Source organism: Verrucosispora sp. WMMA2121 (genome assembly GCF_027460185.1).
GTDB lineage: Bacteria > Actinomycetota > Actinomycetes > Mycobacteriales > Micromonosporaceae > Micromonospora > Micromonospora palythoicola.
In genome coordinates this window covers 20,001-43,055 of the sequence record NZ_JAPZBH010000005.1, presented here as the reverse complement: position 1 = coordinate 43,055, position 23,055 = coordinate 20,001, and the positions used below count along the sequence as shown (strand labels likewise).

24 protein-coding genes (1 of these 24 cut by a window edge) are annotated in these 23,055 nt (G+C 73.0%); 12 read left to right on the top strand and 12 right to left on the bottom strand.

Annotated features, from left to right (window positions below; all coding sequences use genetic code 11):
* The first annotated feature begins 37 nt into the window (after positions 1–37).
* Together O7605_RS08775 and argH are read left to right on the top strand one after the other, a co-directional pair.
* A complete protein-coding gene (locus O7605_RS08775; RefSeq protein WP_269737353.1) occupies positions 38–565 on the top strand; it encodes an arginine repressor in 528 nt (175 codons plus the stop codon).
* Between the two features lie 58 nt (positions 566–623).
* Positions 624–2,087, top strand: a complete 1,464-nt coding sequence (argH, locus tag O7605_RS08770) for an argininosuccinate lyase (RefSeq protein WP_269737371.1) — start codon at positions 624–626, stop codon at positions 2,085–2,087.
* 104 nt (positions 2,088–2,191) lie between these two features.
* On the opposite strand, the gene O7605_RS08765 is transcribed toward argH, so the two are convergent.
* Genes O7605_RS08765 through O7605_RS08755 form a run of 3 tightly spaced genes read right to left on the bottom strand, consistent with a single transcriptional unit; the run spans position 2,192 to position 4,412 of the window.
* On the bottom strand, positions 2,192–2,914 hold the full coding sequence (locus O7605_RS08765) for a hypothetical protein (protein WP_269737354.1): 723 nt from the start codon (positions 2,912–2,914) through the stop codon (positions 2,192–2,194).
* Complete coding sequence (locus tag O7605_RS08760; RefSeq protein WP_269737355.1) at positions 2,911–3,696, bottom strand: hypothetical protein; 786 nt, start codon at positions 3,694–3,696, stop codon at positions 2,911–2,913. Before O7605_RS08760 ends, O7605_RS08765 begins: the two co-directional genes overlap by 4 nt.
* Positions 3,693–4,412, bottom strand: a complete 720-nt coding sequence (locus O7605_RS08755; protein WP_269737356.1) for an ABC transporter ATP-binding protein — start codon at positions 4,410–4,412, stop codon at positions 3,693–3,695. The genes O7605_RS08760 and O7605_RS08755 overlap by 4 nt, the downstream gene beginning before the upstream one ends.
* 124 nt (positions 4,413–4,536) lie before the next feature.
* Here O7605_RS08755 and O7605_RS08750 point away from each other — a divergent pair, with 124 nt between their 5' ends.
* The 6 genes from O7605_RS08750 to O7605_RS08725 all read left to right on the top strand — a co-directional run bounded on the left by O7605_RS08750 (position 4,537) and on the right by O7605_RS08725 (position 9,307).
* Entirely contained in the window at positions 4,537–5,397 is an 861-nt protein-coding gene (locus O7605_RS08750; protein ID WP_269737357.1) for a sensor histidine kinase, read from the top strand.
* Entirely contained in the window at positions 5,394–6,086 is a 693-nt protein-coding gene (locus tag O7605_RS08745; protein ID WP_269737358.1) for a response regulator, read from the top strand. The genes O7605_RS08750 and O7605_RS08745 overlap by 4 nt, the downstream gene beginning before the upstream one ends.
* Before the next feature lie 100 nt (positions 6,087–6,186).
* The gene (locus O7605_RS08740) at positions 6,187–6,804 is read left to right on the top strand and encodes a DNA-3-methyladenine glycosylase (protein ID WP_269737359.1); all 618 of its coding nucleotides are present in this window, start codon (positions 6,187–6,189) and stop codon (positions 6,802–6,804) included.
* A 200-nt stretch (positions 6,805–7,004) separates the two neighbouring features.
* Positions 7,005–7,373, top strand: a complete 369-nt coding sequence (locus O7605_RS08735; protein WP_269737360.1) for a DUF805 domain-containing protein — start codon at positions 7,005–7,007, stop codon at positions 7,371–7,373.
* 174 nt (positions 7,374–7,547) lie between these two features.
* Entirely contained in the window at positions 7,548–8,687 is a 1,140-nt protein-coding gene (locus tag O7605_RS08730; RefSeq protein WP_269737361.1) for an LLM class flavin-dependent oxidoreductase, read from the top strand.
* A complete protein-coding gene (locus O7605_RS08725; RefSeq protein ID WP_269737362.1) occupies positions 8,684–9,307 on the top strand; it encodes an FMN reductase in 624 nt (207 codons plus the stop codon). The genes O7605_RS08730 and O7605_RS08725 overlap by 4 nt, the downstream gene beginning before the upstream one ends.
* A gap of 47 nt (positions 9,308–9,354) precedes the next feature.
* On the opposite strand, the gene O7605_RS08720 is transcribed toward O7605_RS08725, so the two are convergent.
* The 5 genes from O7605_RS08720 to ppdK all read right to left on the bottom strand — a co-directional run bounded on the left by O7605_RS08720 (position 9,355) and on the right by ppdK (position 17,225).
* Positions 9,355–10,200: a universal stress protein gene (locus O7605_RS08720; protein ID WP_269737363.1), complete on the bottom strand. Its 846-nt coding sequence runs from the start codon at positions 10,198–10,200 to the stop codon at positions 9,355–9,357.
* 66 nt (positions 10,201–10,266) lie between these two features.
* On the bottom strand, positions 10,267–11,163 hold the full coding sequence (locus O7605_RS08715; RefSeq protein WP_269737364.1) for a universal stress protein: 897 nt from the start codon (positions 11,161–11,163) through the stop codon (positions 10,267–10,269).
* Entirely contained in the window at positions 11,163–13,802 is a 2,640-nt protein-coding gene (locus tag O7605_RS08710) for a cation-translocating P-type ATPase (RefSeq protein WP_269737365.1), read from the bottom strand. Before O7605_RS08710 ends, O7605_RS08715 begins: the two co-directional genes overlap by 1 nt.
* Positions 13,803–14,111: 309 nt before the next feature.
* Complete coding sequence (locus O7605_RS08705) at positions 14,112–14,552, bottom strand: hypothetical protein (RefSeq protein WP_269737366.1); 441 nt, start codon at positions 14,550–14,552, stop codon at positions 14,112–14,114.
* 12 nt (positions 14,553–14,564) lie between these two features.
* Positions 14,565–17,225: a pyruvate, phosphate dikinase gene (ppdK, locus tag O7605_RS08700; RefSeq protein WP_269737367.1), complete on the bottom strand. Its 2,661-nt coding sequence runs from the start codon at positions 17,223–17,225 to the stop codon at positions 14,565–14,567.
* Between the two features lie 129 nt (positions 17,226–17,354).
* Here ppdK and O7605_RS08695 point away from each other — a divergent pair, with 129 nt between their 5' ends.
* From O7605_RS08695 to O7605_RS08685, 3 genes are all read left to right on the top strand, one after another.
* Positions 17,355–17,855 carry a GNAT family N-acetyltransferase gene (locus O7605_RS08695; RefSeq protein ID WP_269737368.1) on the top strand — a complete coding sequence of 167 codons (501 nt, stop codon included), beginning with the start codon at positions 17,355–17,357 and terminating at the stop codon, positions 17,853–17,855.
* Positions 17,856–17,904: 49 nt separating this feature from the next.
* Positions 17,905–18,540, top strand: a complete 636-nt coding sequence (locus O7605_RS08690) for a hypothetical protein (protein WP_269737369.1) — start codon at positions 17,905–17,907, stop codon at positions 18,538–18,540.
* Between the two features lie 124 nt (positions 18,541–18,664).
* Positions 18,665–20,059, top strand: a complete 1,395-nt coding sequence (locus tag O7605_RS08685) for a hemolysin family protein (RefSeq protein WP_269737388.1) — start codon at positions 18,665–18,667, stop codon at positions 20,057–20,059.
* 57 nt (positions 20,060–20,116) lie between these two features.
* Here O7605_RS08685 and O7605_RS08680 read toward each other — a convergent pair whose 3' ends face one another.
* From O7605_RS08680 to O7605_RS08665, 4 genes are all read right to left on the bottom strand, one after another.
* Positions 20,117–20,446: a PRC-barrel domain-containing protein gene (locus tag O7605_RS08680; protein ID WP_269737389.1), complete on the bottom strand. Its 330-nt coding sequence runs from the start codon at positions 20,444–20,446 to the stop codon at positions 20,117–20,119.
* Entirely contained in the window at positions 20,433–20,813 is a 381-nt protein-coding gene (locus O7605_RS08675) for a hypothetical protein (RefSeq protein ID WP_269737390.1), read from the bottom strand. Before O7605_RS08675 ends, O7605_RS08680 begins: the two co-directional genes overlap by 14 nt.
* Positions 20,810–22,036 carry an NRAMP family divalent metal transporter gene (locus tag O7605_RS08670; RefSeq protein WP_269737391.1) on the bottom strand — a complete coding sequence of 409 codons (1,227 nt, stop codon included), beginning with the start codon at positions 22,034–22,036 and terminating at the stop codon, positions 20,810–20,812. The genes O7605_RS08675 and O7605_RS08670 overlap by 4 nt, the downstream gene beginning before the upstream one ends.
* 189 nt (positions 22,037–22,225) lie before the next feature.
* Entirely contained in the window at positions 22,226–22,606 is a 381-nt protein-coding gene (locus tag O7605_RS08665) for a PaaI family thioesterase (RefSeq protein WP_281583303.1), read from the bottom strand.
* Positions 22,607–22,713: 107 nt separating this feature from the next.
* Here O7605_RS08665 and tyrS point away from each other — a divergent pair, with 107 nt between their 5' ends.
* Positions 22,714–23,055: the 5' end (the start) of a tyrosine--tRNA ligase gene (tyrS, locus tag O7605_RS08660; RefSeq protein ID WP_443083851.1), read on the top strand. The gene runs 951 nt beyond the window's last position; 342 of the gene's 1,293 nt are visible here — the first part of the coding sequence; the start codon lies at positions 22,714–22,716; the stop codon falls past the right edge of the window.

Genomic DNA, 23,055 nt, shown 5'->3' with positions numbered 1-23,055 from the left:
AGCGGAGTCCCGCAGTCGCGAACGGAAGGTTGGCCCGGTGAGCGCGAGGAACACCGCACCGCTGACCCGGGGTGCCCGCCACGCCCGCATCGTCGAGTTGATCCGCGACCGGGCGGTCCGTTCGCAGACCGAGCTGGCCGAGTTGCTCGGCGCGGAGGGCGTCCAGGTCACCCAGGCCACCCTGTCGCGGGACCTGAAGGAGCTGGGCGCGGTCACCGCGCGGGGCGGTGACGGCCGCGCCGTGTACGTGATTCCCGAGGATGGTCACCGGCCGCTGCGCGACGCCGAGGCGGCACCGGCCCGTCTGGTGCGGCTGTTGCGTGAGCTGCTCAACGAGGTCGATTCCAGCGGCAACATCGCGGTCCTGCGTACTCCGCCGGGGGCCGCCCACTACCTGGCCAGCGCGTTGGATCGGGCGGGCCTGTCGGAGGTCGTCGGCACCATCGCCGGCGACGACACCATTTTCGTCGTGGCACGTGCCGCCGACGGTGGCGCCGCGCTCGGTGAACGGCTCGCCAGCTGGGCCCGCCGGGACGACAGTGCCGAAGGGAGCGGTACGCAGTGAGCGAGGTCGTGTCGGACGTGGGTGCCCGGTGGGGAGGCGGCTGATCGTGGGGACCACAATTGACCGGGTGGATGACAAGAGCCTGACCGAGAACAGCGCAGCGGCCAACCGGACGAGCCTGTGGGGAGGGCGGTTCGCCGGTGGCCCGTCGGAGGCCCTGGCCCGCCTGTCGGTCAGCGTGCAGTTCGACTGGCGGCTGGCCCCGTACGACATCGCTGGTTCCCGGGCGCACGCCCGGGTGCTGGCCGGTGCCGGCCTGCTCGACCCGGAGGAGCTGGGTCGCATCCTCGCCGCCCTCGACGACCTGGAGGCGGCCTGCGCCTCGGGCGCGTTCCGTCCCACGGTCGACGACGAGGACGTGCACACCGCTCTGGAGCGTGGCCTGCTGGAACGGCTCGGCAGTCTCGGCGGCAAGCTGCGCGCCGGCCGGTCCCGCAACGACCAGGTCGCCACCGACCTGCGGCTCTATCTGCGCGATCACGCCCGGGGCGTGGCCGCGCGGCTGGTGGAGCTGGCCGAGGCGCTGGTCGAGCAGGCGGGGCGGCACGTGGACACCGCCGCGCCGGGCATGACGCACCTGCAGCACGCCCAGCCGGTCACCTTCGGCCACTGGCTGCTCGCCCACGTGCAGCCGTTGCTGCGGGACCTGGAGCGGCTCCGCGACTGGGACCACCGGGCGGCGGTAAGTCCGCTCGGCGCGGGGGCGCTCGCCGGTTCGGGCCTGCCGCTGGACCCGGTGGCGGTCTCGAAGGAGCTGGGGTTCCGGACGTCCTTCGCCAACTCGATGGACGCGGTCGCCGACCGGGACTTCGTCGCCGAGTTCCTCTTCGTCACCGCGATGATCGGGGTGCACCTGTCCCGCCTCGGTGAGGAGGTGGTGCTCTGGACGTCGCAGGAGTTCGGCTGGGTGGAGCTGGACGACGCCTTCGCCACCGGCTCGTCGATCATGCCGCAGAAGAAGAACGCGGACATCGCCGAGCTGGCCCGGGGCAAGTCGGGTCGGCTGGTCGGCGGGCTGGTCGCGGTGCTGACCATGCTCAAGGGCCTGCCGATGACGTACGACCGGGACATGCAGGAGGACAAGGAGCCGGCTTTCGACGCGGTCGACACCCTGGAACTGCTGCTGCCGGCGCTCGCCGGAATGATCTCCACGATGACGGTACGCGTCGACCGCCTGGTCGCCGCCGCGCCGGTGGGCTTCTCCCTGGCCACCGAGGTGGCCGACTGGCTGGTGCGCAAGGGTGTGCCGTTCCGCGACGCGCACGAGATCACCGGCAAGTTGGTGGCGCTCTGCGCGGCCCGGGACTGTGCCCTCGACGAGGTCTCCGACGCCGACCTGGCCACCGTCAGCGAACACCTCGACCCGGCCGTACGCGACGTGTTGTCGGTCCGCTCGGCGCTGGCCGCCCGCATCACCCCCGGCTCGACGGGCCCCGGCCCGGTAGCCGACCAACTCGCCACCGCCGCCGACCAGCTGACCACCTGGCGCGAGTGGTCCGCCGAGCAGGTCGTCCCCCGCTGACCCGCACCCCTTCGCGATCTCTCGTGCAGTTTCGGGGAAACTGTCGCCGCCAGGCACGCCGAGGCGACAGTTTCCCCGAAACTGCTGCCTCGACGCGCCCGGACTCAGGCGTCGCGGCGGCGGAAGGCGGCCACCGCCCCACTGCCGATGACAACGACCCAACCGAGCAGAACGAGCAGGCCGGTGGCGGGCGTCAGGACCTGTGCCGGGTCGGGAAGGTAGAGCAGGCCACCAGCCCGATCCGGCAGGTAACGAGCGTGCGGGGTGACGGCGTCCAGCAGCGGCGAAACGACCAGCACCAGGCTGAGCGTGACGACGAGAGCGGAGACGACGGCCCGCAGGAGCGCGGCAAGAGCCAGCCCGAGCAACCCGATGAGCGCGAGGTAGACCGCCGCGCCGACGACGTTCCACGGGAGACCGTCGGTGACCACCGGGACGTTCCGCGCGGCCAGCGCGATTCGGGCCGTGAGCAGCCCGACGCCGAGCGCCGCGACGGCGGTTGCGGTAGCCCAGGCCAGGTAGGCGAGGGTCTTGGCGACCGGCACGGCCAGGCGGTCCGGCACGCACCGCAGGGTGGTGTGTATCTGCCCATCGGCGTACTCGGTCCCGACCGCGAGGACGCCGAGCGAGATGGTGCCGGCCTGGAGGTACGGCACCGCCTGGAGGACGACTGCGACCGGCTCGTCCACCCGGGCCGGCGAGGCGGCCAACGCCCCGGTGACGGCGACGGCTGCGCCGATCGTGCCGAAGACCGCCGCCAGCACCGCCGGCAGGCCGGACAGCTTGGCCAACTCCGCGGCGGTGGCACGGGCGCAGGAGCGGATCATGCGTCCCGCCGCAGGAAAACCGCACTGGCCAGCGCGAGCAGCGCTGCCGTCCAGGTGGCCATGACCAGGCCGCCGGTGACCGGGGCGAGCGCGTCGTCGAACGCCAACAGGTCACCGGCGAACATGCTCATGCCCGCGAGATCGGGCAGGAACCGCGCGAGCGGGGTGAGGTGCGACAGCAGCACGGAGACCGAGACGAGGCTGCTGTTCACCACGAGCACGATGATCGGGACGATCCCGTTGCGGGTGAAGACCGTGACCGCGAGGGCGATCAACGCCGTGAGCATCCAGTAGATCCCGGCACCGACGCAGCGGGACAGCACCCCTTCCGGTGCCGGTGGAGCGTCGGTGCCGACTATCCCGCCGGCCAGCGCCAACGAGGCGGGAATCACCACCAGAGCCGCGACCGCGACCAGCAGGACGACGGTGACGACCTTGGCGGCCAGCACACCGAGGCGGTTGGGGATGGCGGTGAGGGTCGTGGTGATCTGCCGACCGCCGCCGATCCGGGCACTGTTCGCGGTGTACTCGCCGGCAACGGCGACGACGCCGAGGACCACCGCGCCGACCGTGCCGATCGGCACCGCGGAGAAGACCGCCTCGACCGGCGAGGTGTAGGCCGTCAGCTCGGTCCGGCCGCTGCGCAGCGCGGCGCGGACACCGACGGCGTTGATCAGAGTGATCGCGACCGGACCGAGCACCGTGACAGCCAGCGCGACAGTGGTCGCCGGCAGCGTCGCCGTCTTGCGAATCTCGGCGACGACCGTGTCGACGAAGGTCATCGCCCACCTGCCGTCGGCCCGGTGAGGGCGAAGAAGGCATCCTCCAGGGTCGGGTAGCCGGCCGTGACGTCTCGGATCGGACCCGCGGCGACGACCCGGCCGTTGGCGATGACGACCAGGTCGTCGGCGATCTCGTCCACCTCCCTCATCAGGTGGCTGGAGAGCAGCACGGTGCCACCGGCGTCCGCGTGCCCGCGCAGCAGAACGCGGATCCAGCGGATGCCCTCCGGATCGAGCCCGTTCACCGGCTCGTCGAGCACGAGTGCACGAGGTTCGCCGAGCAGCGCGGCGGCCAGCCCGAGCCGCTGGCACATGCCGAGTGAGAACCGGCCGACCCTGGTTCCCCCGGCGGCACCGAGCCTGACCTGATCGAGCACCTCGGTCACCCGCCGGATCGGGATGCCGTTGCTGCGCGCCATCCAGGTGAGGTGGTTGCGCGCGGTACGGGAGCGGTGTGCGCCGGAGCCGTCCAGCATCGACCCGACGGTGCGTAGCGGCTGGCGCAGGCGCCGGTACGGTTGGCCGTCGACCAGGGCCGTGCCGGCATCCGCCCGGTCCAGGCCCAACAGGATGCGCAGGGTGGATGACTTGCCCGCACCGTTCGGCCCCAGCAGACCTGTCACCCGGCCCGGTGTGGTCCGGAAGGTGACATCGGTGAGGATCTCGCGGGAGCCGCGCCGCTTGACCAGACGCTCGACTGACAGCATGAGCACCATGTCAGCGCAGCGTGCCGGTCCGCGTCATCGGACCAGAGCCGGGACTTCCGCCAGCCCGCCCACCTCAGGTCGCTCCGACCCAGGTCCGATGTCAGGCCACGGTCCGGGTTCCTAGACTCGCAAGATGGCACCTGACGGGCGACCGACACGGCGGCCCTGGCTGTCCGCCGTCGCCGCCTCGGTGCCGGTGGCTCTGCTCCTCTGCCTGATGACCGCGGGCACCGTGGGTCCGGCCGGGACGCTCCTGTTGACGGTGATCACCACGACCGCCGTCGCGGCGTTGCTCTGGGCGGTGATCGGCGCCCGTCAGCAACGGCGGGTGTACGAGGACCGGCTGACCGCATGGGCGGCTGAGCGGGCCGCGGCGGCGGAACGGTTGCGCATCGCCCGTGAGCTTCACGATCTCGTCTCGCACGGCCTGGGCCTGGTCACCGTGCGTGCCGCCACGGCAGCTCGGGTGACCGGGCCGACCGGTGAGGCCGAACGGGTGAACGCCCTGTCCGACATCGAACAGGTCGGTCGGCAGACCACGGCCGAACTGCGGCGGATGCTCGATGTGCTCCGCGCACCTGGCGCCGAGCCCGCTCCCTTACGACCGCCCGACACACTCGACGCCCTACCGGAGATCGTGCGGTCCACGACCGCCGCCGGGACCGCCGCCACTGTCGAGGTGCGGCGGGTCGGTGAGGTGCCACCCGGCGTGCAGCTCGCCGTGTGCGCGATCGTCCGGGAGGGCCTGAGCAACACGGCCCGGCACGCCGGGCCGACCTGCGTGCACGTCACCGTGGATCGCGACGGCGACGCGATCGTGGTGGAGGTACGGGACACCGGTCCCCGCCCCGGCTGGCGACCCCGCCCCGGTGCCGGCCACGGCCTGGATGGTCTGCGCGAGCGAGTGAGCATGCTCGATGGTGTCTTGCGCGCCGGCCCGGTCGGGCCGGGCTTCCAGCTCACGGCGCGCCTGCCGGCCCGGCGGTCCGGATGACAACCGGATCAGCGGGCCGATCCACAAGCATCCGGGTGCTCGTCGCGGACGACCAGCCGCTCCTGCGGCACAGCCTCGCCCTGCTCATCGACGGCACCCCGGGCCTCACCGTCGTCGGTCAGGCCGCCACCGGACACGAGGCCGTGTCGCTCACCCGGGAACGCCGACCCGACGTCGTCCTGATGGACATTCGGATGCCCGACGGCGACGGCATCGAAGCGACCGGACGCATCGCCGCCGCCACCGACCTGAGCGGTACCAGGGTTCTCGTGCTCAGCATGTTCGCACTCGACGAGTACGTGGCTGCCGCGCTGCGCGCCGGGGCGCACGGCTTCCTGCTCAAGGACGCCCACCCGGACCAACTCGTCGACGCCATCCGACGGACCCACGCGGGCGAGTCCCTCTTCGCGCCCAGCATTCTCACCCGCTTCGTCGCGCACTACCTCGACCGGCCCGGCCCGCCCGAGGTCCGTAAGATCGACAGGCTGACCGGCCGCGAGACCGAGGTGCTGTCTCTCGTGGCCCGCGGCCTGTCCAACGACGAGATCGCCCGGACACTCACCATCTCGATCAAAACCGTCAAGACGCACGTCGGCAACCTGCTCACCAAGCTCGAAGCCCGTGATCGAGCTCAACTCGTCATCGCCGCCTACGAGAACGATCTTGTCGCGCGTCGATCCTCGGAGTAAGTTCCGCCTCCTCCCTGCCGGACGTCGCGGCTTCGGCCCGACCGGATCAGCGGGGGAGTGCCGCTTGCCGGTTGGGCTCCGGGCCGGGTTACCTGGACGGATGGACCATCCCTGGCTTACCGCCCCCGCCGCCGACGTCGCGTGGACCGCGCGGACGCTCCTCGGTGCCGAGGTGGCGGCGAACGGGGTGCGGATCAGGCTGACCGAGGTCGAGGCGTACGCCGGAACCGGTGTGGATCCCGCCTCGCACGCGCATCGCGGGCCAACACCCCGGACCGAGGTCATGTTCGGTCCGGCGGGCTACGCCTACACGTATTTCGTCTTCGGGATGCACTGGTGCCTCAACGTCGTCTGCGGCGATGAGAGAGAGGCGGCAGCGGTCCTGCTCCGCGCCGGCGAGGTGATCGACGGTGTGGACCTGGCCCGCAAGCGGCGTGGCGAGGTGCCCGACCGGGATCTCGCGCGCGGACCGGCACGGCTGGTGGTCGCGCTCGGCGTCGACGCGTCGGCAAACGGCACCAGCGTTGTCGACGGCACCGGGCCGCTGCTGCTGACGCCGCCGACCCACCCGGTCGCGCCATCGGCCGTCTCCGCTGGCCCGCGCGTCGGCGTGGCCGCCGCGCACGACGTGCCCTGGCGCTTCTGGATCACCGGCGACCCGACCGTCAGCCCGTACCGCCGGCACGTGCCACGAAGGCGTCGGCCGTCAGGTCGGTGACCCGTCCTCCTGGGCGGGTGCGGAGCTGGCGGGCAGGCGAGACGGGTTTCTCGGATCTGTCGGCCATCACTGGCGTGGCAACGGCCGGGTCCGCTGGCCCGCCGGCCGAATCTCGAGGCCGATCGTGTGGAACAACGCGGTGTGACGCGACGACGTACCCTGCTGGCACCAGCGAGGCTCTATTGTGGAACGGGGATGTCATGTCTTTCGCCGATGCGGTTCGTTCTGTTCTGTCGCAGTACGCTACCTTCCAGGGCCGGGCTCGTCGCTCCGAGTACTGGTGGTTCTCGTTGTTCCTCCTTCTGGTTGGAATTGCGGCCCGGGTCGTCGACAGTGCGCTGGGCGTCGACTTCGAGGCGTCGGGCGGACCTGTTTCCTTGGTCGTCAATCTGGCACTTCTGCTGCCGTCGCTGGCTGTCTCCGTACGGCGTCTGCACGACCTGGACCGTTCCGGTTGGTGGTTGTTGCTCGCCCTGATCCCGATTGTCGGGTGGATTGTGCTGCTGGTGTTCGCCGTCCAGAACGGTACGCCCGGTCCAAACCGCTTCGGCCCCAGCCCGAAGTCATAGACGAGCATCCGCTCACGAGCCGTGCCACGCGTTGATCCGCCGCATCAGCGTGGATGGGACGGCCGTGACGGGGGACACTGACGCGAGGCGGGCTCGCGGAATAGTTGACTCGTCAAATATGTTGTCGGGGGCGTCGGGCACCACCGCCCGGTCGGACGACACGAGGGAGCGGTCATGCAGTTCGGAGTCTTCACCGTCGGCGACGTCACGGTCGACCCGACGAACGGCCGGGAGCCCACCGAGGCCGAACGGATCAAGGCGATGGTCACCATCGCGTTGAAGGCCGAGGAGGTCGGCCTCGACGTCTTCGCCACCGGCGAGCACCACAACCCGCCGTTCGTGCCCTCGTCGCCCACCACCATGCTGGGCTGGATCGCCGCCCGCACCGAGCGGCTGCTGCTGTCGACCGCGACCACGCTGATCACGACCAACGACCCGGTGAAGATCGCCGAGGACTACGCGATGCTCCAGCACCTCGCCGACGGCCGGGTCGACCTGATGATGGGCCGGGGCAACACCGGGCCGGTCTACCCCTGGTTCGGGCAGGACATTCGCAATGGCATCCCGCTCGCCATCGAGAACTACGACCTGCTGCGCCGGCTGTGGCGCGAGGACGTGGTCGACTGGAAGGGGAAGTTCCGCACCCCGTTGCAGTCGTTCACCTCGACGCCACGCCCGCTCGAGGGCGTACCCCCGTTCGTGTGGCACGGCTCCATCCGCAGCCCGGAGATCGCCGAGCAGGCCGCGTACTACGGCGACGGTTTCTTCGCCAACCACATCTTCTGGCCCGCCGAGCACACCCGGCGGATGGTCGGCCTGTACCGGCAGCGCTTCGAGCACTACGGCCACGGCTCCGCCGACCAGGCGATCGTCGGTCTCGGTGGCCAGGTGTTCATGCGCCGCAACTCCCAGGACGCGGTGCGTGAGTTCCGCCCCTACTTCGACAACGCGCCGGTCTACGGTCACGGCCCCTCGCTTGAGGAGTTCACCGCCCAGACCCCGCTGACCGTGGGTAGCCCGCAGCAGGTCATCGACCGTACGCTCGGCTTCCGCGACTACGTGGGCGACTACCAGCGGCAGTTGTTCCTCGTCGACCACGCCGGGCTGCCGTTGAAGACCGTCCTGGAGCAGCTGGATCTCCTCGGCGAGGAGGTCGTGCCGGTGCTGCGCAAGGAGTTCGAGTCGCTGCGGCCGGCGCACGTGCCGCTGGCGCCGACCCACGCCTCGCTGCTGGCCGCCGCCGGTGGTGGCGGTGACAGCACCGTCCACGCCGTCGACGACGTCACCGGCCGGGCACCGGAGGCCGCCCGATGACCGTGCGTACCCTCGCCGTGGTCTCGGCCGGTCTCAGCCAGCCCTCGTCGACCCGGTTGCTGGCCGACCAGCTCGCCGCGGCCACCCGCGACGAGCTGACCCGGCACGGCGAGCAGGTCGAGCTGCGCCCGGTCGAGCTGCGCGAACACGCCCACGACATCGTCAACCACCTGCTCACCGGCTTTCCGGCGGAACCGCTGCGGCGGGTGCTGGACGAGGTCACCGGCGCCGACGGGCTGATCGCCGTCAGTCCGATCTTCAACGCCTCGTACAACGGGCTGTTCAAGTCGTTCTTCGACCTGGTCGACGCCGACGCGCTCGGCGGCCGTGCCGTCCTGATCGGAGCGACCGGCGGCACCGCACGGCACTCCCTGGCGCTGGAGCACGCGCTGCGTCCGATGTTCACCTACCTGCGGGCGGTGGTGGCGCCGACCGCCGTCTTCGCCGCACCGGAGGACTGGTCCGGCGGGACCGTCGACGGCGCGCTGCGCGCCCGGATCGAGCGCGCCGGCCGGGAACTCGCCGAACTGGTACGGCGCAGCGCCCCGTCCAGCGGACCCACCGACCCGTTCGCCCTCACCACCAGCTTCGACCAACTGCTCCACGGCCGCGACGGCTGATCCCGCCGGCCGGGCCGCCACTTGGCGGCGGCCCGGCCGGCGGGTGGTCACTGCTCCGGCTGGTACGGGTGGGCGATGAGCACCGGGCAACGGGCGTGGTGCACGAGCGTCTGGCTGACCGAGCCGAGCAGCAGCCCGGCGAAGCCACCCCGACCACGGGATCCGGCCACCACGAGCGCCGCGTCCCCGGTCGCCTCGATCAACGCCTGGTCCGCCTTGGGCGCGACGATCAACCGTTCCCGCACGGTCAGCCCCGGGCGGCTACCGCGCGCCGCCGCACCGGCGGTGGCGAGCAGGGCCTCGGCCTCCCCGGTGTCGTCGCCGTCGGCGGCGACGTGCACCAGCACCAGCGTCCCACCGCGCCGGCCGGCCTCCTCGGCGCCGTACCCGACGGCGAGTTCGGCCGACTCCGAACCGTCCACGCCGACCAGCACCGGCCCCTCGGTGGGCAGCGGACGGTCGGGCGGGCGGATCACCAGCACCGGGCAGTGACCGTGCGCGGCGACCTGGGTGCCGACCGAGCCGAGCAGCAGCCCGGCGAAGCCGCCCAGGCCCCGGCTGCCCACCACCACCAGCTCCGCCCGCCGGGACTCCTCGACGAGCGTCGCACCCGGCCCGCCGGCCACCTGACGCACCTCGACCGTCAGCCCCGGCCACCGGTCGACCAGCTCGGCGGCGGTCTGTTCGAGCATCTTGCGGCCGTCCTCCGACGCCGCCGGCACACCCACCTCGTACGGGTTGATCGGCACGCCGTAGCCGAGCGGGTGCAGGTATCCGTGTACCAGGTGCAGCGGGCGGGAACGCCACACCGCCGCCTGTGCCGCGTGCTCCGCGGCCACCAGGCTCGGCGGCGATCCGTCCACCCCCACCACGACAGGTCGGGTCATCGTCACTCCATCGGTCGGTCAGGGTTCATTGTCGACGCCTCCCGCCGCCGGTACGCGTCGACACACCACCGGTCAGGTCCCCTCGACCGTACGCAGCTTCCGGACGATCGCCAGCGGGCAGTGGGCGTGGTGCAGCACGGCGTGGCTGACCGAGCCGAGCAGCAGCCCGCCCAACGCGCCACGTCCCCGCGCGCCGACCACCACCAACTGGGCGGTGCGTGACTCCTCCACCAGCGCCCGACCCGGGGAACCGCGCACCAACCGCCGCCGCACCGGCACCTCCGGATACCGCTCGGACCAGCCGGCCACCGCCTCGGCGAGGACGCGCTCCTCCTCGTCCCGGAAGGCGTCCAGGTCGTAGACCAGGGGCAGGATGTCACCGGGACCGACCGGCGTCGGATAGAGCCAGGCGTGCACCGCGACCAGCTCGGTGCCGCGCCACGCCGCCTCCTCGAAGGCGAACCGGACGGCCTCCTGGGACAGCTCCGAACCGTCGACGCCGACCACCACCGGGCCGTCCGCGCGCGATTCGCCGCGTACCACCAGCACCGGCCCGTCGGCGTGGGCGCTGACCTGGACGGCCACCGAACCGAGCAGCAGCCCGGCGAAGCCGCCCAGGCCCCGGTTGCCGAGGACGACAAGCGCCGCGTCCCGGGCCTCGGCGAGCAGCACGCTGCTCGCCGACCCGTCGACCAGCTCGGCGGTCACCGGCACCTCCGGGGCGATCTTGCCGGCCTCGGCGACGGCGTCGGCGAGGTGCCGCTCGGCCTGGTTGCGTAGCCCACCATCGGCCGGCGCACCCGGCGCGGGGCCCAGCGGCACGCCCATCAACGGCCAGATGAACGCGTGCACGACGCGCAGCGGGCGGTGCCGGTACGCGGCCTCCCGCGCGGCGGCGCGCACCGCGTGCAGGGCGATCTCGGAACCGTCCACGCCCACCACGACGGGGGCACCGGTGTTGCTGGTCATCACATCTCCTTCTCGACTCCGCTGTCAGCCTCGCGTACCGACGGCGTCAGGGTGGACAGATCGGTTGCCGCCGTACGCCGGGTCAGCCGCAGCGCCAGGCCGGGCAGGACGCTCACCGCGGCACAGGCCAGCAGCTCGGTGCCGCCGAGGACCTCGGTGCCGAGCAGCTCCCGCAGCGGTGGCAGCAGCACCCCGGCCACCTGGAGCAGCGCGGAGGCGGCGACCGCGAGCGGCAGCGCCAGGTTGCCCCGCCGCTGTCCGGCCGGTCGTGGCGCGCGGACCGCCAGCGCGACCCCGAGCTGCGCCAGGCCGAGAACGATGAAGATCACCGACTGCCAGGGCCGGTCCCAGTGGGCGGCGAGCACGCCCGCGCCCAGGGTCACCGCCGCGATCAGCGCGCCGCCGACCAGGATCTGCCGGCCCAGCCCCGCGCCGAGCACCGACTCCTGCGGCGAGCGTGGCACCCGGCGCAGGGAGCCCGGCTCGGCCGGTTCGGCGCCCAGCGCCACCCCGGGCACCCCGTGGGTGAGCAGGTTGATCCAGAGGATCTGGGCCGGCAGCAGCGGCACGGGCAGGCCGAACAGCGGCCCGAGCAGCATCACCGCGATCTCGGCCACCCCACCGGAGAGGGCGTAGCGCAGGAACCGGCGGATGTTGTCGTAGATCCGGCGACCCTCACCGATCGCGGCGGTCACCGTGGACAGGTCGTCGTCGACCAGCACCAGGTCGGCCGCCTGCCGGGCCACCTCGGTACCGCCACCCATCGCCACCCCGATGTCGGCCCGGCGCAACGCCGGCGCGTCGTTGACGCCGTCGCCGGTCATCGCCACCACATGACCCCGGGACTGCAACCCGGCGATGATGTCGAGCTTCTGCTCCGGCTGCGTACGCGCGTACACCCGGGTCGCCGGTGGTGCCGCGGCGGGATCACCGTCGTCACCGCGTACCACCGGGTCGCCCTCGCTCCACAGCCCCAGCTGACCGGCGATGGCCGCCGCGGTGGCCGGATGGTCGCCGGTGACCAGCACCAGCCGCACGCCGGCGTCGGCGAAACCGTCGGCGATGTCCGGCGCCGCGGCGCGCAGCGGATCGCCGACCGCGACCAGACCCAGCGGGCGCAACCCCTCGGGACGCGCGGGGTCGGCCGGCGCGGTGTCCAGCACGGCGGCGGCCAACGCCAGCACCCGCAGCCCGGCACCGGCCAGCCGGTGCGCGGCGGCGGTCAGGGCGGCCAACTCGTCGGCGTCGGCGTCGAGCAGCGGCGCGGTGAGCACGTTCTCCGGGGCGCCCTTGCACACCACCAGGTAGCGACGGTCGCAGGAGCGGTGCACCGTGGTCATGCGGCGTAGCTGCTGGTCGAAGGGGTGCTCGGCGACCCGGGGCCAGGCGTTGCGGATGGTCTGCGGATCCAGGCCGCAGCGGGCCGCGAAGGCCACCAGGGCCGCCTCCAGCGGATCGCCCACCGCACCCCAGCGGGGTCGCTGCTCGGTCGGCGGGGCGAGGGTCGCGTCGTTGCAGAGCAGCCCGGCCCGGGCCAGCCGACGCAGCTCGTCCGGCACCGCCACCGGCGCGCCGTCGCGGTGCACCGTGCCGTGCGGGGCGTACCCGCTGCCGGTGACCCCGAACACGGCACCGTCGCCGGTGACCGCCGACTGCACGGCCATCCGTCCCTCGGTCAGGGTGCCGGTCTTGTCCGAGGCGATCACGGTGACCGAGCCGAGCGTCTCCACCGCGTGCAGCCGGCGGGGGATCGCCCGGGCCGCCGCCATCCGACGTGCCCCCAGCGCCAGCGCCAGCGTCACCACCGCCGGCAGCGACTCCGGCACCGCGGCGACCACCAGGCTCACCGCGGTGACCGCCATGTCCACCAGGGGACGACCGCTGAACACGCCGACGGCGAAGACCAGCCCGGACAACACCACGGCGACGACGCCGAGGATCCGGCCGAGCGAGGCGAGCCGGCGCTGCAACGGGGTCGCCGTCGGCCGGGTGCTGGCCGCCAGGGTGGCGATCCGGCCCAGCGCACTCGTCGCGCCGGTGCGCACCACCGTGCCGACGGCCCGACCGGTGGTCACCACCGTGCCGGCGCTGGCCTCCTCGCCCGCCGCCCGGGACACCGGCACCGACTCGCCGGTCAACGCCGACTCGTCCAGGTGCAGCCGGCTCGCGTCGTGCAGCAGCAGGTCGGCCGGGACCACGTCGCCGGCCTCGACCCGGACCAGGTCGCCCCGGACCAGCTCGGTGGCGGGCAGCACCGCGTCCCGGCCGTCCCGCACCACCCGGGCGGTCGGCGCGGCGAGCTGGTCGAGCGCGGCGATGGCCCGGTCGGCGCGTACCTCCTGCACCACCCCGATCGCCGTGTTCACGGCGACCACGAGCAGGATCACCACGGTGTCGGGGTAGTCCCGCAGCACCGTGGTGACCACGGCGGCGGCCAGCAGCAGGGCGACCAGGGGATCGGAGAGCTGGTGCAGGACCCGCGTCGCCAGATGCCGGCGGGGCGGTGTCGCGGCGGCGTTGGGGCCGTCCGCCTGTAGCCGCCGGGCGGCCTCGGTCGAGCTGAGCCCGGTGGCGGGTGCCGTCACGACGATGCTCTCCCCGCGTACGCCACCGTCCGCGACCTGGACCTGTCCGGTCACCGTCCGCTCCGCCCTGTGCGTCGGGCGCACCCCGACGGCCCGCCCCTTCGACACCAGCCTCGCCGAGGCCGGCGCCGCCCGGCAGGGGCGATCCGCCCGCGCGCCCCGGGACCAACGGCCCTGCCAGCCCGTCCCACCGTGGTGTCGGTGATGCCGCGCGCAGCTGGCCCGTCGGGCCCGTACCGACTGCCGCCCGAGCGACATCGGTCATGATCCGAGCAGCATCCGTGCTGCTGCTGCCTCCGTCCGGTCCGAGGCAGCAGCAGCACCGAAAGTGCTCGCCGTGGCGTACCCGCCCGACGCTGCGGCTCAGCGTTCGGCGACCAGGCGGCGGGCCCGCAACAGGCGGGCCCACCAGGGGCGGGCAGCCCGGGGAGCCGGAGCGCGTACCCCCCGGAAGCTGACCCAGCCGCCCGGGCCCATGGTCAACCGCGCGACCGCGGGTGGCCTGCGCCGACCCAGCACCGTCACCCCGGCGGTGACCAGCCCGACGGCCAGCACCCCGGCGGTGGCGACCAGCAGTCGATCCGGGTCGGGCAGCGGCCGGTACCGCACGCGTCCGGCGGTCGCGACGAACACGCCGACCGGGCGTCCGTCGCGGGTCACCGGCACCAGAGCGGCCGGCGGCGTGCCGGGCAACTCCAGCACCGGCCCGACCGACAGCGGCGGTGCCGGCTGCTGCGCCGTTTCCGGGGCCGGTCGGGGCTGGGCCAGCGGCACCGACCCGGTGGCATTGAAGATGGCGGTCATCTCAGGCACCTCCTATCGGGCGTCGGAGCCGACGCAGTCCGGCGTCACCGCGGCCCGGCCGGCGGCCAGGCGGGCGATCGGCACCCGGTACGGCGAGCAGGAGACGTAGTCGAGTCCGGCCTCGGCGAAGAACTCCACCGACTCCGGGTCACCGCCGTGCTCGCCGCAGACCCCGACCGTCAGCCCGGGTCGCGCCGCGCGGCCCTCGGCCACCGCCAGGCGGACCAGCCGGCCCACCCCGGCGACGTCGACGGTCTCGAACGGTGACGCCTCGACGATGCCCCGCTCCAGGTAGTCACCGAGGAACGAGCCCTCCCCGTCGTCGCGGGAGAACGCCCACGTGGTCTGGGTCAGGTCGTTGGTGCCCAGGGAGAAGAACTCCGCCTCGCCCGCGATCGCCCCGGCGGTCAGCGCCGCGCGCGGCGTCTCGACCATCGTGCCGACCGGGATCGGCGGCGCACCCGGCACGGTGGCCAGCACGTCGGCCACCTCGGCCCGCACCGCCGCCAGCTCGTGCACGTCGACGACCAGCGGCACCATGATCTCCGGGCGCGGGTCGCCGCCCTCGGCCACCCGCCGCGCCGCCGCCTCCGCCACGGCCCGGACCTGCATCGCGAACAGGCCCGGCACCACCAGACCCAGGCGGACCCCGCGCAGGCCCAGCATCGGGTTGCTCTCCTGCATCCGGCGGACGGCGGCCAGCAGCACCGCGTCGCGACCCGGCTGCTGCCCGAGCGCCTCCGCCCGGGCCACCCGCGCGGCCAGTTCGGGCAACGGGGGGAGGAACTCGTGCAACGGCGGGTCGAGCAGCCGGATGGTCACCGGCAGGCCGTCCATCTCCGCGAGGATCGCGACGAAGTCCTCCCGCTGCAACGGCAGCAGCTCCGCCAGCGCGGCGTGGACCTCGTCCAGCCCGTCGGCCAGGATCAACCGCTCCACCAGGGCCCGGCGGGCACCGAGGAACATGTGCTCGGTCCGACACAGCCCGACCCCGTCCGCGCCGAGCGCCCGCGCCCGCGACGCGTCGGCGGGAGTGTCGGCGTTGGCGCGTACGCCGAGCCGGCGCACCGAGTCCGCGTGCCGCAGCAGCCGGTCCACCGCCGAGACCAGCCGGTCGGACTGCGGCGCCAGTTCACCGGCGAGGTAGCGGGTCACCGGGGAGGGCCGCACCGGCACCTCGCCGAGATAGATCCGCCCGGTGGTGCCGTCGATGGAGACTAGGTCACCGGCCCGGACCGTGGTGTCGCCGACCCGGAACTCGCCGCGCTCCGGGTCGATCTGCAGCGCCTCCGCGCCGCAGACGCAGGTACGCCCCATGCCCCGGGCGACCACGGCGGCGTGCGAGGTCTTGCCGCCCCGGGCGGTGAGGATCCCGGCGGCGGCGATCATGCCGGGCAGGTCGTCGGGGTTGGTCTCCCGGCGGACCAGGATCACCGGCCCGTCCGCCGCGGTCGCGGCGGCGTTGTCGAAGACCACCCGGCCGGCGGCGGCCCCGGGGGAGGCACCCACGCCCGTGGCGAGCGGCTCGGGCGTGGCCTGCGGGTCGAAGGTGGGGAACATCAGCTGGGCCAGTTGCGCCCCGCTGACCCGGGTCAACGCCTCGTCCCAGCTGATCAGACCCTCGTCGGCCAGTTGGGCGGCGATCACGAACGCCGCCGCCGCGGTGCGCTTGCCGACCCGGGTCTGCAGCATCCACAACCGGCCCCGTTCGATGGTGAACTCCACGTCGCACAGGTCCCGGTAGTGCCGTTCCAGCGTCGTCATGATCCCGGTCAGCCGCCGGTAGCTGGCCGGGTCGAGCCGCGACAGCTCGTCCAGCCCGACCGTGTTGCGGACTCCGGCCACCACGTCCTCGCCCTGGGCGTCGGACAGGTAGTCGCCGTACACGCCGGGCGCGCCGGTGGCCGGATCGCGGGTGAACGCCACCCCGGTACCCGAGTCCGGGCCCAGGTTGCCGAAGACCATCGCCATCACGTTGACCGCCGTGCCCAGGTCGTCGGAGATGTGCTCGCGGCGTCGGTAGAGCACCGCCCGGGAGGCGTTCCACGACTCGAAGACCGCCCGGATCGCCAGGTACAGCTGCTCGTGCGGGGCCTGGGGGAACTCGTGACCGACCCGGTCGGCGAACACCTTCTTGTACGTCTCGACCAGGCCGTGCAACTGCTCCGCGGTCGGGCCGTCCGGCCCGGCGGTGGCCCGCAACGCGTCCAGTTCCCGGTCGAACTCCTCGGCCGGCACGCCGTGCACCGTCCGACCGAACATCTGGATCAGCCGTCGGTACGAGTCCCAGGCGAACCGCTCGTCGCCGCTGATCCGGGCCAGCCCGGTCACGGTGGCGTCGTTGAGCCCGATGTCCAGGATCGTCTCCATCATCCCGGGCATCGAGTAGCGCCCGCCGGAACGGACGGCCAGCAGCAGCGGTTCGGCCGGGTCGCCGAGCCGCCGGCCCAGCCGCACCTCGACCTCCCGCAGATGAGCGTTCACCTCGTCGAACAGTCCGTCGGGCACCGCCTTGTCGGCGAGGTACGCCCGGCAGGCGTCCGTGCTGACGGTGAATCCGGGCGGCACCGGCAGCCCGAGCCGGGTCATCTCGGCGAGGTTGGCGCCCTTGCCGCCGAGCAGGTCGGCCATCTCTCGGCCACCCTCGATGAAGTCGTACACGTACCTGGTCATGACCCGGCCTCCACTTCGCCGTCGATGCCTCTGCCTCGTTGGTAGCAACGCCGCATCCCGCGGGGGCAGGGCCGAAAGCCGATCCGAACCGGGCCGGTGGTCCCCACCCGCAACGCGTATGGTCGGCCGGTGACCGATGACCTGCGGCTACGCCCGGTACGCGAGGACGACCTGGTGGAGTTCTTCGTCCACCAGCTCGACCCGGAGGCCAACCGGATGGCCGCCTTCGGCGCCGAGGATCCGACGGACCGGCGGGCGTTCGCCGCGCACTGGGTCCGCATCCTCACCGGCCCGGAGAACCTGGCCCGCACGGTGACCGTCGACGGCACCGTGGTCGGTCACGTGCTGGCCTTCCCGGTCGGCGACGAGTTCGAGGTCAGCTACTGGATCGACCGGGCGCACTGGGGCCGTGGGTACGCCACCCGGGCCCTGACCGCGCTGCTGCGGGACGTCACCCGCCGGCCACTGTTCGCGCGAACGGCCACCGACAACGCCGCGTCGCTGGCGGTGCTTCGCCGCTGCGGCTTCGTCGTCCGGGGGACCGAGCGGGCGTACGCCCCGGGCCGCGGCCACGAGATCGACGAGTACGTCCTGGAACTGCCGCCGTCAACCGGCACCGACCCGGCGTGATCCGCCCCCTGAAACCGGGGCTGACCAGGGCGGCGACTACCCTCGCGGGGTGAACTGGCTGGAACTGGTCGGCTGGGCCGGCTCCGCGTTGCTGGTCTGGTCGCTGCTGCAGACGCGCATCCTGCGGCTGCGCGCCCTGAACCTGGTCGGCTGTGCCGTCCTGATCGGCTACAACGCCACGATCCGGGTGTGGCCCATGGTCGGGCTGAACGTGGTGCTGGCCGTGATCAACATCTGGTACCTGCGGCGGCTGCTCACCACCCGCCACGACGAGCAGACCTACCAGGTGGTGGAGGTGGGTGCCGACGACGCGTTCCTGGCCCACACGCTGCGGGTGCACGCCGCCGACATCGCCCGGTTCAACCCGGGTTTCCGTCCCGACCGCCCGGTCGGTCGGTCGGCCTTCCTGGTGGTACGCGCCGACGAGGTCGTCGGTGTGGTACTGGTCCGCGACGTCGGCGACGGGGTGGCCCAGGTCGACCTGGACTACGTCACTCCGCCGTTTCGTGACTTCACCCCCGGCGAGTTCGTCTACCGGCGCAGCAGCCTGTTCACCGACCGTGGGTTCCGCCAGGTGCTGAGCCCACCGGGCATGATCGCCCCGTACTACCACCGCCTCGGGTTCCGCCGCGCGGGGGAGTCGTACGTGCTGGACCTGCCGGCGCCGGCGCTGCCGCAGGGCTGAGCGCGCGCCCCGGCCCCACCTGGTGATGATTCACCGCCGGAGCGAGTGGGCATAGGCTCCGCTACGCCGGCGGGGCCGCCACCGGCGGCGCCACGGGGCGCGGTCCAGCGAGGGAGAACCAGGCGTGCAGAGCTACTGGAGCCAGCTGGCCCTGGTCGCGGTCCTGATCGTGGTGAACGCGATCTTCGCCGGCAGTGAGCTGGCGCTGGTGTCGCTGCGCGACAGCCAGGTCCAGCGACTGGAACGCAGCGGACGCACGGGTCGGGTGCTGGCCCGGCTGGCCCGCGACCCGAACCGCTTCCTGGCCACCATCCAGATCGGCATCACGCTTGCCGGGTTCCTCGCCTCGGCGGCCGCCGCGGTGTCGCTGGCCCAGCCGCTGGTTCCGCTGCTGGACGGCGTCTTCGGCCGGGCCGCCGGCCCGATCTCCGTGGTGCTCGTCACGCTGGTGCTGACCTTCATCACCCTGGTCTTCGGTGAGCTGGCCCCGAAACGGATCGCCATGCAGGTTCCGGAGCGGTGGGCGCTGCTCGTCGCCCGCCCGCTGGATCTGCTCGCCGGCTTCACCCGGCCGGTCGTCTGGGTGCTCGGCGCCACCAGCGACCTGGTGGTACGGCTGGTCGGCCTGGACCCCAAGCCCGAGCGGGACGAGATCAGCCCGGACGAGCTGCGGGACATCGTGGCCGGCCACCACGGCTTCACCAAGGAGCAGCAGACCATCATCGCCGGCGCGGTGGAGATCGCCGAGCGCAGGCTGCGGGCGGTGCTGGTGCCGCGGCTGCGGGTCTTCTGCCTGGACAGCGGCACCACCGCGGAGGCCGCCCGACTCGTGCTGGCCGCCTCCGGGCACTCCCGCGCGCCGGTGGTACGCCACGGCGGCCTGGACGACTCGGTGGGCGTCATCCACCTGCGGGACCTGGTCGGCGTCGGTGACGATCAGCCGGTCGACGAGTACGCCCGTCCGCCGCTGCTGCTGCCGGACTCGGTGCCGGTGGTCGACGCGCTGCGCCGGTTCAAGGCCGAACGCCAGCACATGGCCCTGGTCGTCGACGAGCGCGGCGCCGTCGAGGGCATCGTCACCCTGGAGGACATCCTCGAGGAGATCGTCGGGGAGATCTACGACGAGACCGACCGGGATGTCGGTGCGGTCCGCACCGACGACGACGGGGCGCTGCTGCTGCCGGGCACCTTCCCCGTCCACGACCTGCCCGACATCGGCGTGGAGCTGCCCGGACGGCCGGACGGCGACTACACCACCGTGGCCGGGCTGCTGCTGGCCGGTCTCGGCCGGATCCCGCACGCCGGGGAGCAGCTCACCGTCGACGGCTGGCGGCTGGAGGTGACGCTCGCCGACGACCGCGCGGTCTCCGGTGTCCGGCTGCGCCGGACGGCGACGGGACCCGCGGACCCGGACGCTGCCGAGACGACCGGACAGGCGGCGGACGAACCCGACGCGCAGCCGGACGCGGCAGGGCCGTCGGTCGACTCCCCGTCGGTGCTGGACCGCACCCGGCACTGAGCACCGTGCGAACGGGTCCGACCGCGCGGGCCGCCGACGTAGCCACGCACAGCCGGCTCAGGCAGGCTCCGGGCCAGCGTCGCGCGGCCGACCCGGATCGGGCGGACCAGGCAGCGGCGGGTCCAAGCGCACCCGGTGCACCGGCACCTGCCAGGTGCTCCGAGCGAGCAGTCGGGCCAGCGCGCGGATCGCCCAGGGACCGGACGGGTGCCGTTGCGGACCGATCAGCCGTCCACTCAACCGGCCGTACCAGTGCCGGGTGACGACCAGGTCGGTCAGCCGCAGCGGGCCGTCGGCGGGGCCACGCAGCACGAGGTCCACCACCCGACCCAGGCGCCGGCCCTGAGGGTCGTACGCGGTACGCCCCAACAGGTCACCCGCTCGCACGGTGCGCCCCCGGAATCCGATCGATCACGTGCCGGCGCAACCACTGCTCCACCGGCGAGGTGGGCAGTTCGTCGGCCCGCACCCGCAGCCACACCGCACTGTCGACCCGTTCGACGAGCGCGTACGGGATGCGTAGCGGCGCCATCGGCCGGTCCGTGACGAATCGCTCGGCGGTCAGCACCAGCATCCGGCCGAGGCGACCGCCCACCCGCTGGCCGAGCGCACCCGGCCCGCTGAGCAACGACCGCAGGTACGGCACCCCGTCCGCGTCGAGCGCGAACTCCACGTCGTCGACCTTGCCGATCAGCCGCCCGTCCCGGTCGACCAGTTGCCGGTCGAGCAGCTCCTGGCTGACCTGGATCCTCACTGGCCCATCCTCGTACCGATCGCCAGCGGCACGGCGACGATCGAGGCCGCGAGGATGACCAGCAACAGCACCGCGCCCAGCAGGTTGAGAGCACGGCCGTTGACCCGGTCACCGAGGTAGGTGCGGTCGTTGGCGACCACCAGGATCGGCAGGTAGGTCAGCGGCAACGCCACCGCGCTGATGATCAGCATGTACTCGGTGAGGGCCACCGGATCGACCGTGGTGAGCAGCGCGAGCACCCCGAGCAGCACGCTGACCAGCAGCACCGTGTGGAAGCGGGCCGCCTCGTGCGGGCTCACCCGTTTGCCCCACTGCCAGCCGAAGTACTGCGCGGCCGCGTACGCGGCGGACAGACCGGTCTCCAACGCGGCGCCGAAGGTGACCGCGAAGAACGCCAGCGCGGCCACGGCCAGGCCGACCGAGCCGAAGGCCAGCACCACCGGATGGGCGACCTGGTCGAGACCGTCCACCGACAGGCCGGCGGGGCGCAGCACCACCGTCGCCGTGGCCATCAGGGACAGCGCGAGGAAGCCGCCGACCGGAAAGCCGACGAGCACGCTGAAGCGGGCGTCGGCCAGGTCGGTGGCGCTCCACCGTTCCTCGACCCCACCGGAGGAGAAGAAGAAGACCTCGTACGGGCTGACCGTCGAGGCGAACAGCGCGACCGCGACGAACCAGTACGCCCCCCATCCCTGACCCGAGTCGCCAGGTGTCACCGCACCGCGCCCGAGCGCCGCCCAGTCGGTCGGCAGCCAGAACAGGGCGACGGCGAACACCACCAGGGCGAGCCCGGCCAGCCCGAAGACCCGTTCCATCACCGGGAACCTCATCCGCCAAAGCACCAGCCAGACCGCGATCCCGGCGACCGGCACCCAGAGCAGGTACGGCACGCCGGTGGCAAGCCGCAACGCCAGCGCCACCCCACCCAGTTCGGCGGCCAGCGTGATCACCGTGACCAGGTACGACGCCACCAGGTTGAGCAGCGCCATCCGCGCGCCGAGCCGCTCCCGGACCAGGTCGAACACCGCCCGCCCGGTCACCGCCGCGATCCGTCCGGCCATTTCCGCGTACGCGCAGATGGCGACGACCCCGAGCAGCAGCACCCAGGTGTGCGCCATGCCGAAGCGGGCACCGGCCTGGCCGGCGGCGACCAGGTCGCCGATGTCGACGAAGCCGCCGACCGCGGACAGGATGCCGAGCGTGGCGGCGAGAAGCTTCCTCACGTCGGCGGTACGGGCTCGGTCATCGACGCGACGATAACGCCACCAAAGCCGCCAGCTACCCGAAACCGCCCTCAGCGCTGCTCAGGCACGGCGGTGACGATGAGCGGCGGTCGGGCAGCGCGCAGTGTCCTGTCGACGGTGTGCGGCCGGCTCGGCGACCCGACCGCCCTGGTCGGGGCGCGGCTCCGGTCAGTCCGTGGCCGGGTAGAGGTTCTGGAGGCGGACCTGGCCACGGGCGACCAGCCGCCCGTCCGCGTCCGTGATCTCCACCTGCCACAGTTGCTGGCTGCGCCCCCGGTGCACCGGGGTGCCGACCGCGACCAACTCACCCTCGCCCACGGCCCGCAGGAAGTCGGTCTGGTTGGACACGCCGACCACCCGCCCGCGCTCACCCAGCCAGACACCGGCGCCCAGGCTCGCCGCCGTCTCCACCACCGAGCAGTGGACCCCGCCGTGCAGGATGCCGTACGGCTGGTGCAACTCCGGGCGAACCCGCCAGCGAATCGTGACCCGGTCCCCGCTGATCTCGTCCAACTCCAGTCCGAGCAGGGCGAAGAAGCCACCCGACATCGTCGACACGTCCACGGACACCTCCATGATCTTGGACTGGTCAGCCTAGTGCCGGTGCCTGTCGCCGGAACCCGGTAGGGCCGGACCGGGCTGATGGGGGACAATCGGTGATCGTGACCGACAGCACCCTCCCGCCGGCCCGGCGGGACTCCCTGACCGATGACCTGCGCTGGCGGGGCCTGCTCCAGGACTCCACCGACCCGGACGAGCTGCGCGCGCTGCTCGACGGCCCGGGAACCGCCTTCTACGTGGGCTTCGACCCGACCGCGCCGAGCCTGCACGTCGGCCACCTGATGCAGGTCACCACCGCCCGCCGCCTCCAACTCGCCGGGCACCGGCCACTGCTGCTGGTCGGCGGCGCCACCGGGCAGATCGGTGATCCGAAGGAGAGCGCGGAACGGACCCTCAACCCGCCGGAGGTCGTGGCGAGCTGGGTGCAGCGGATCCGT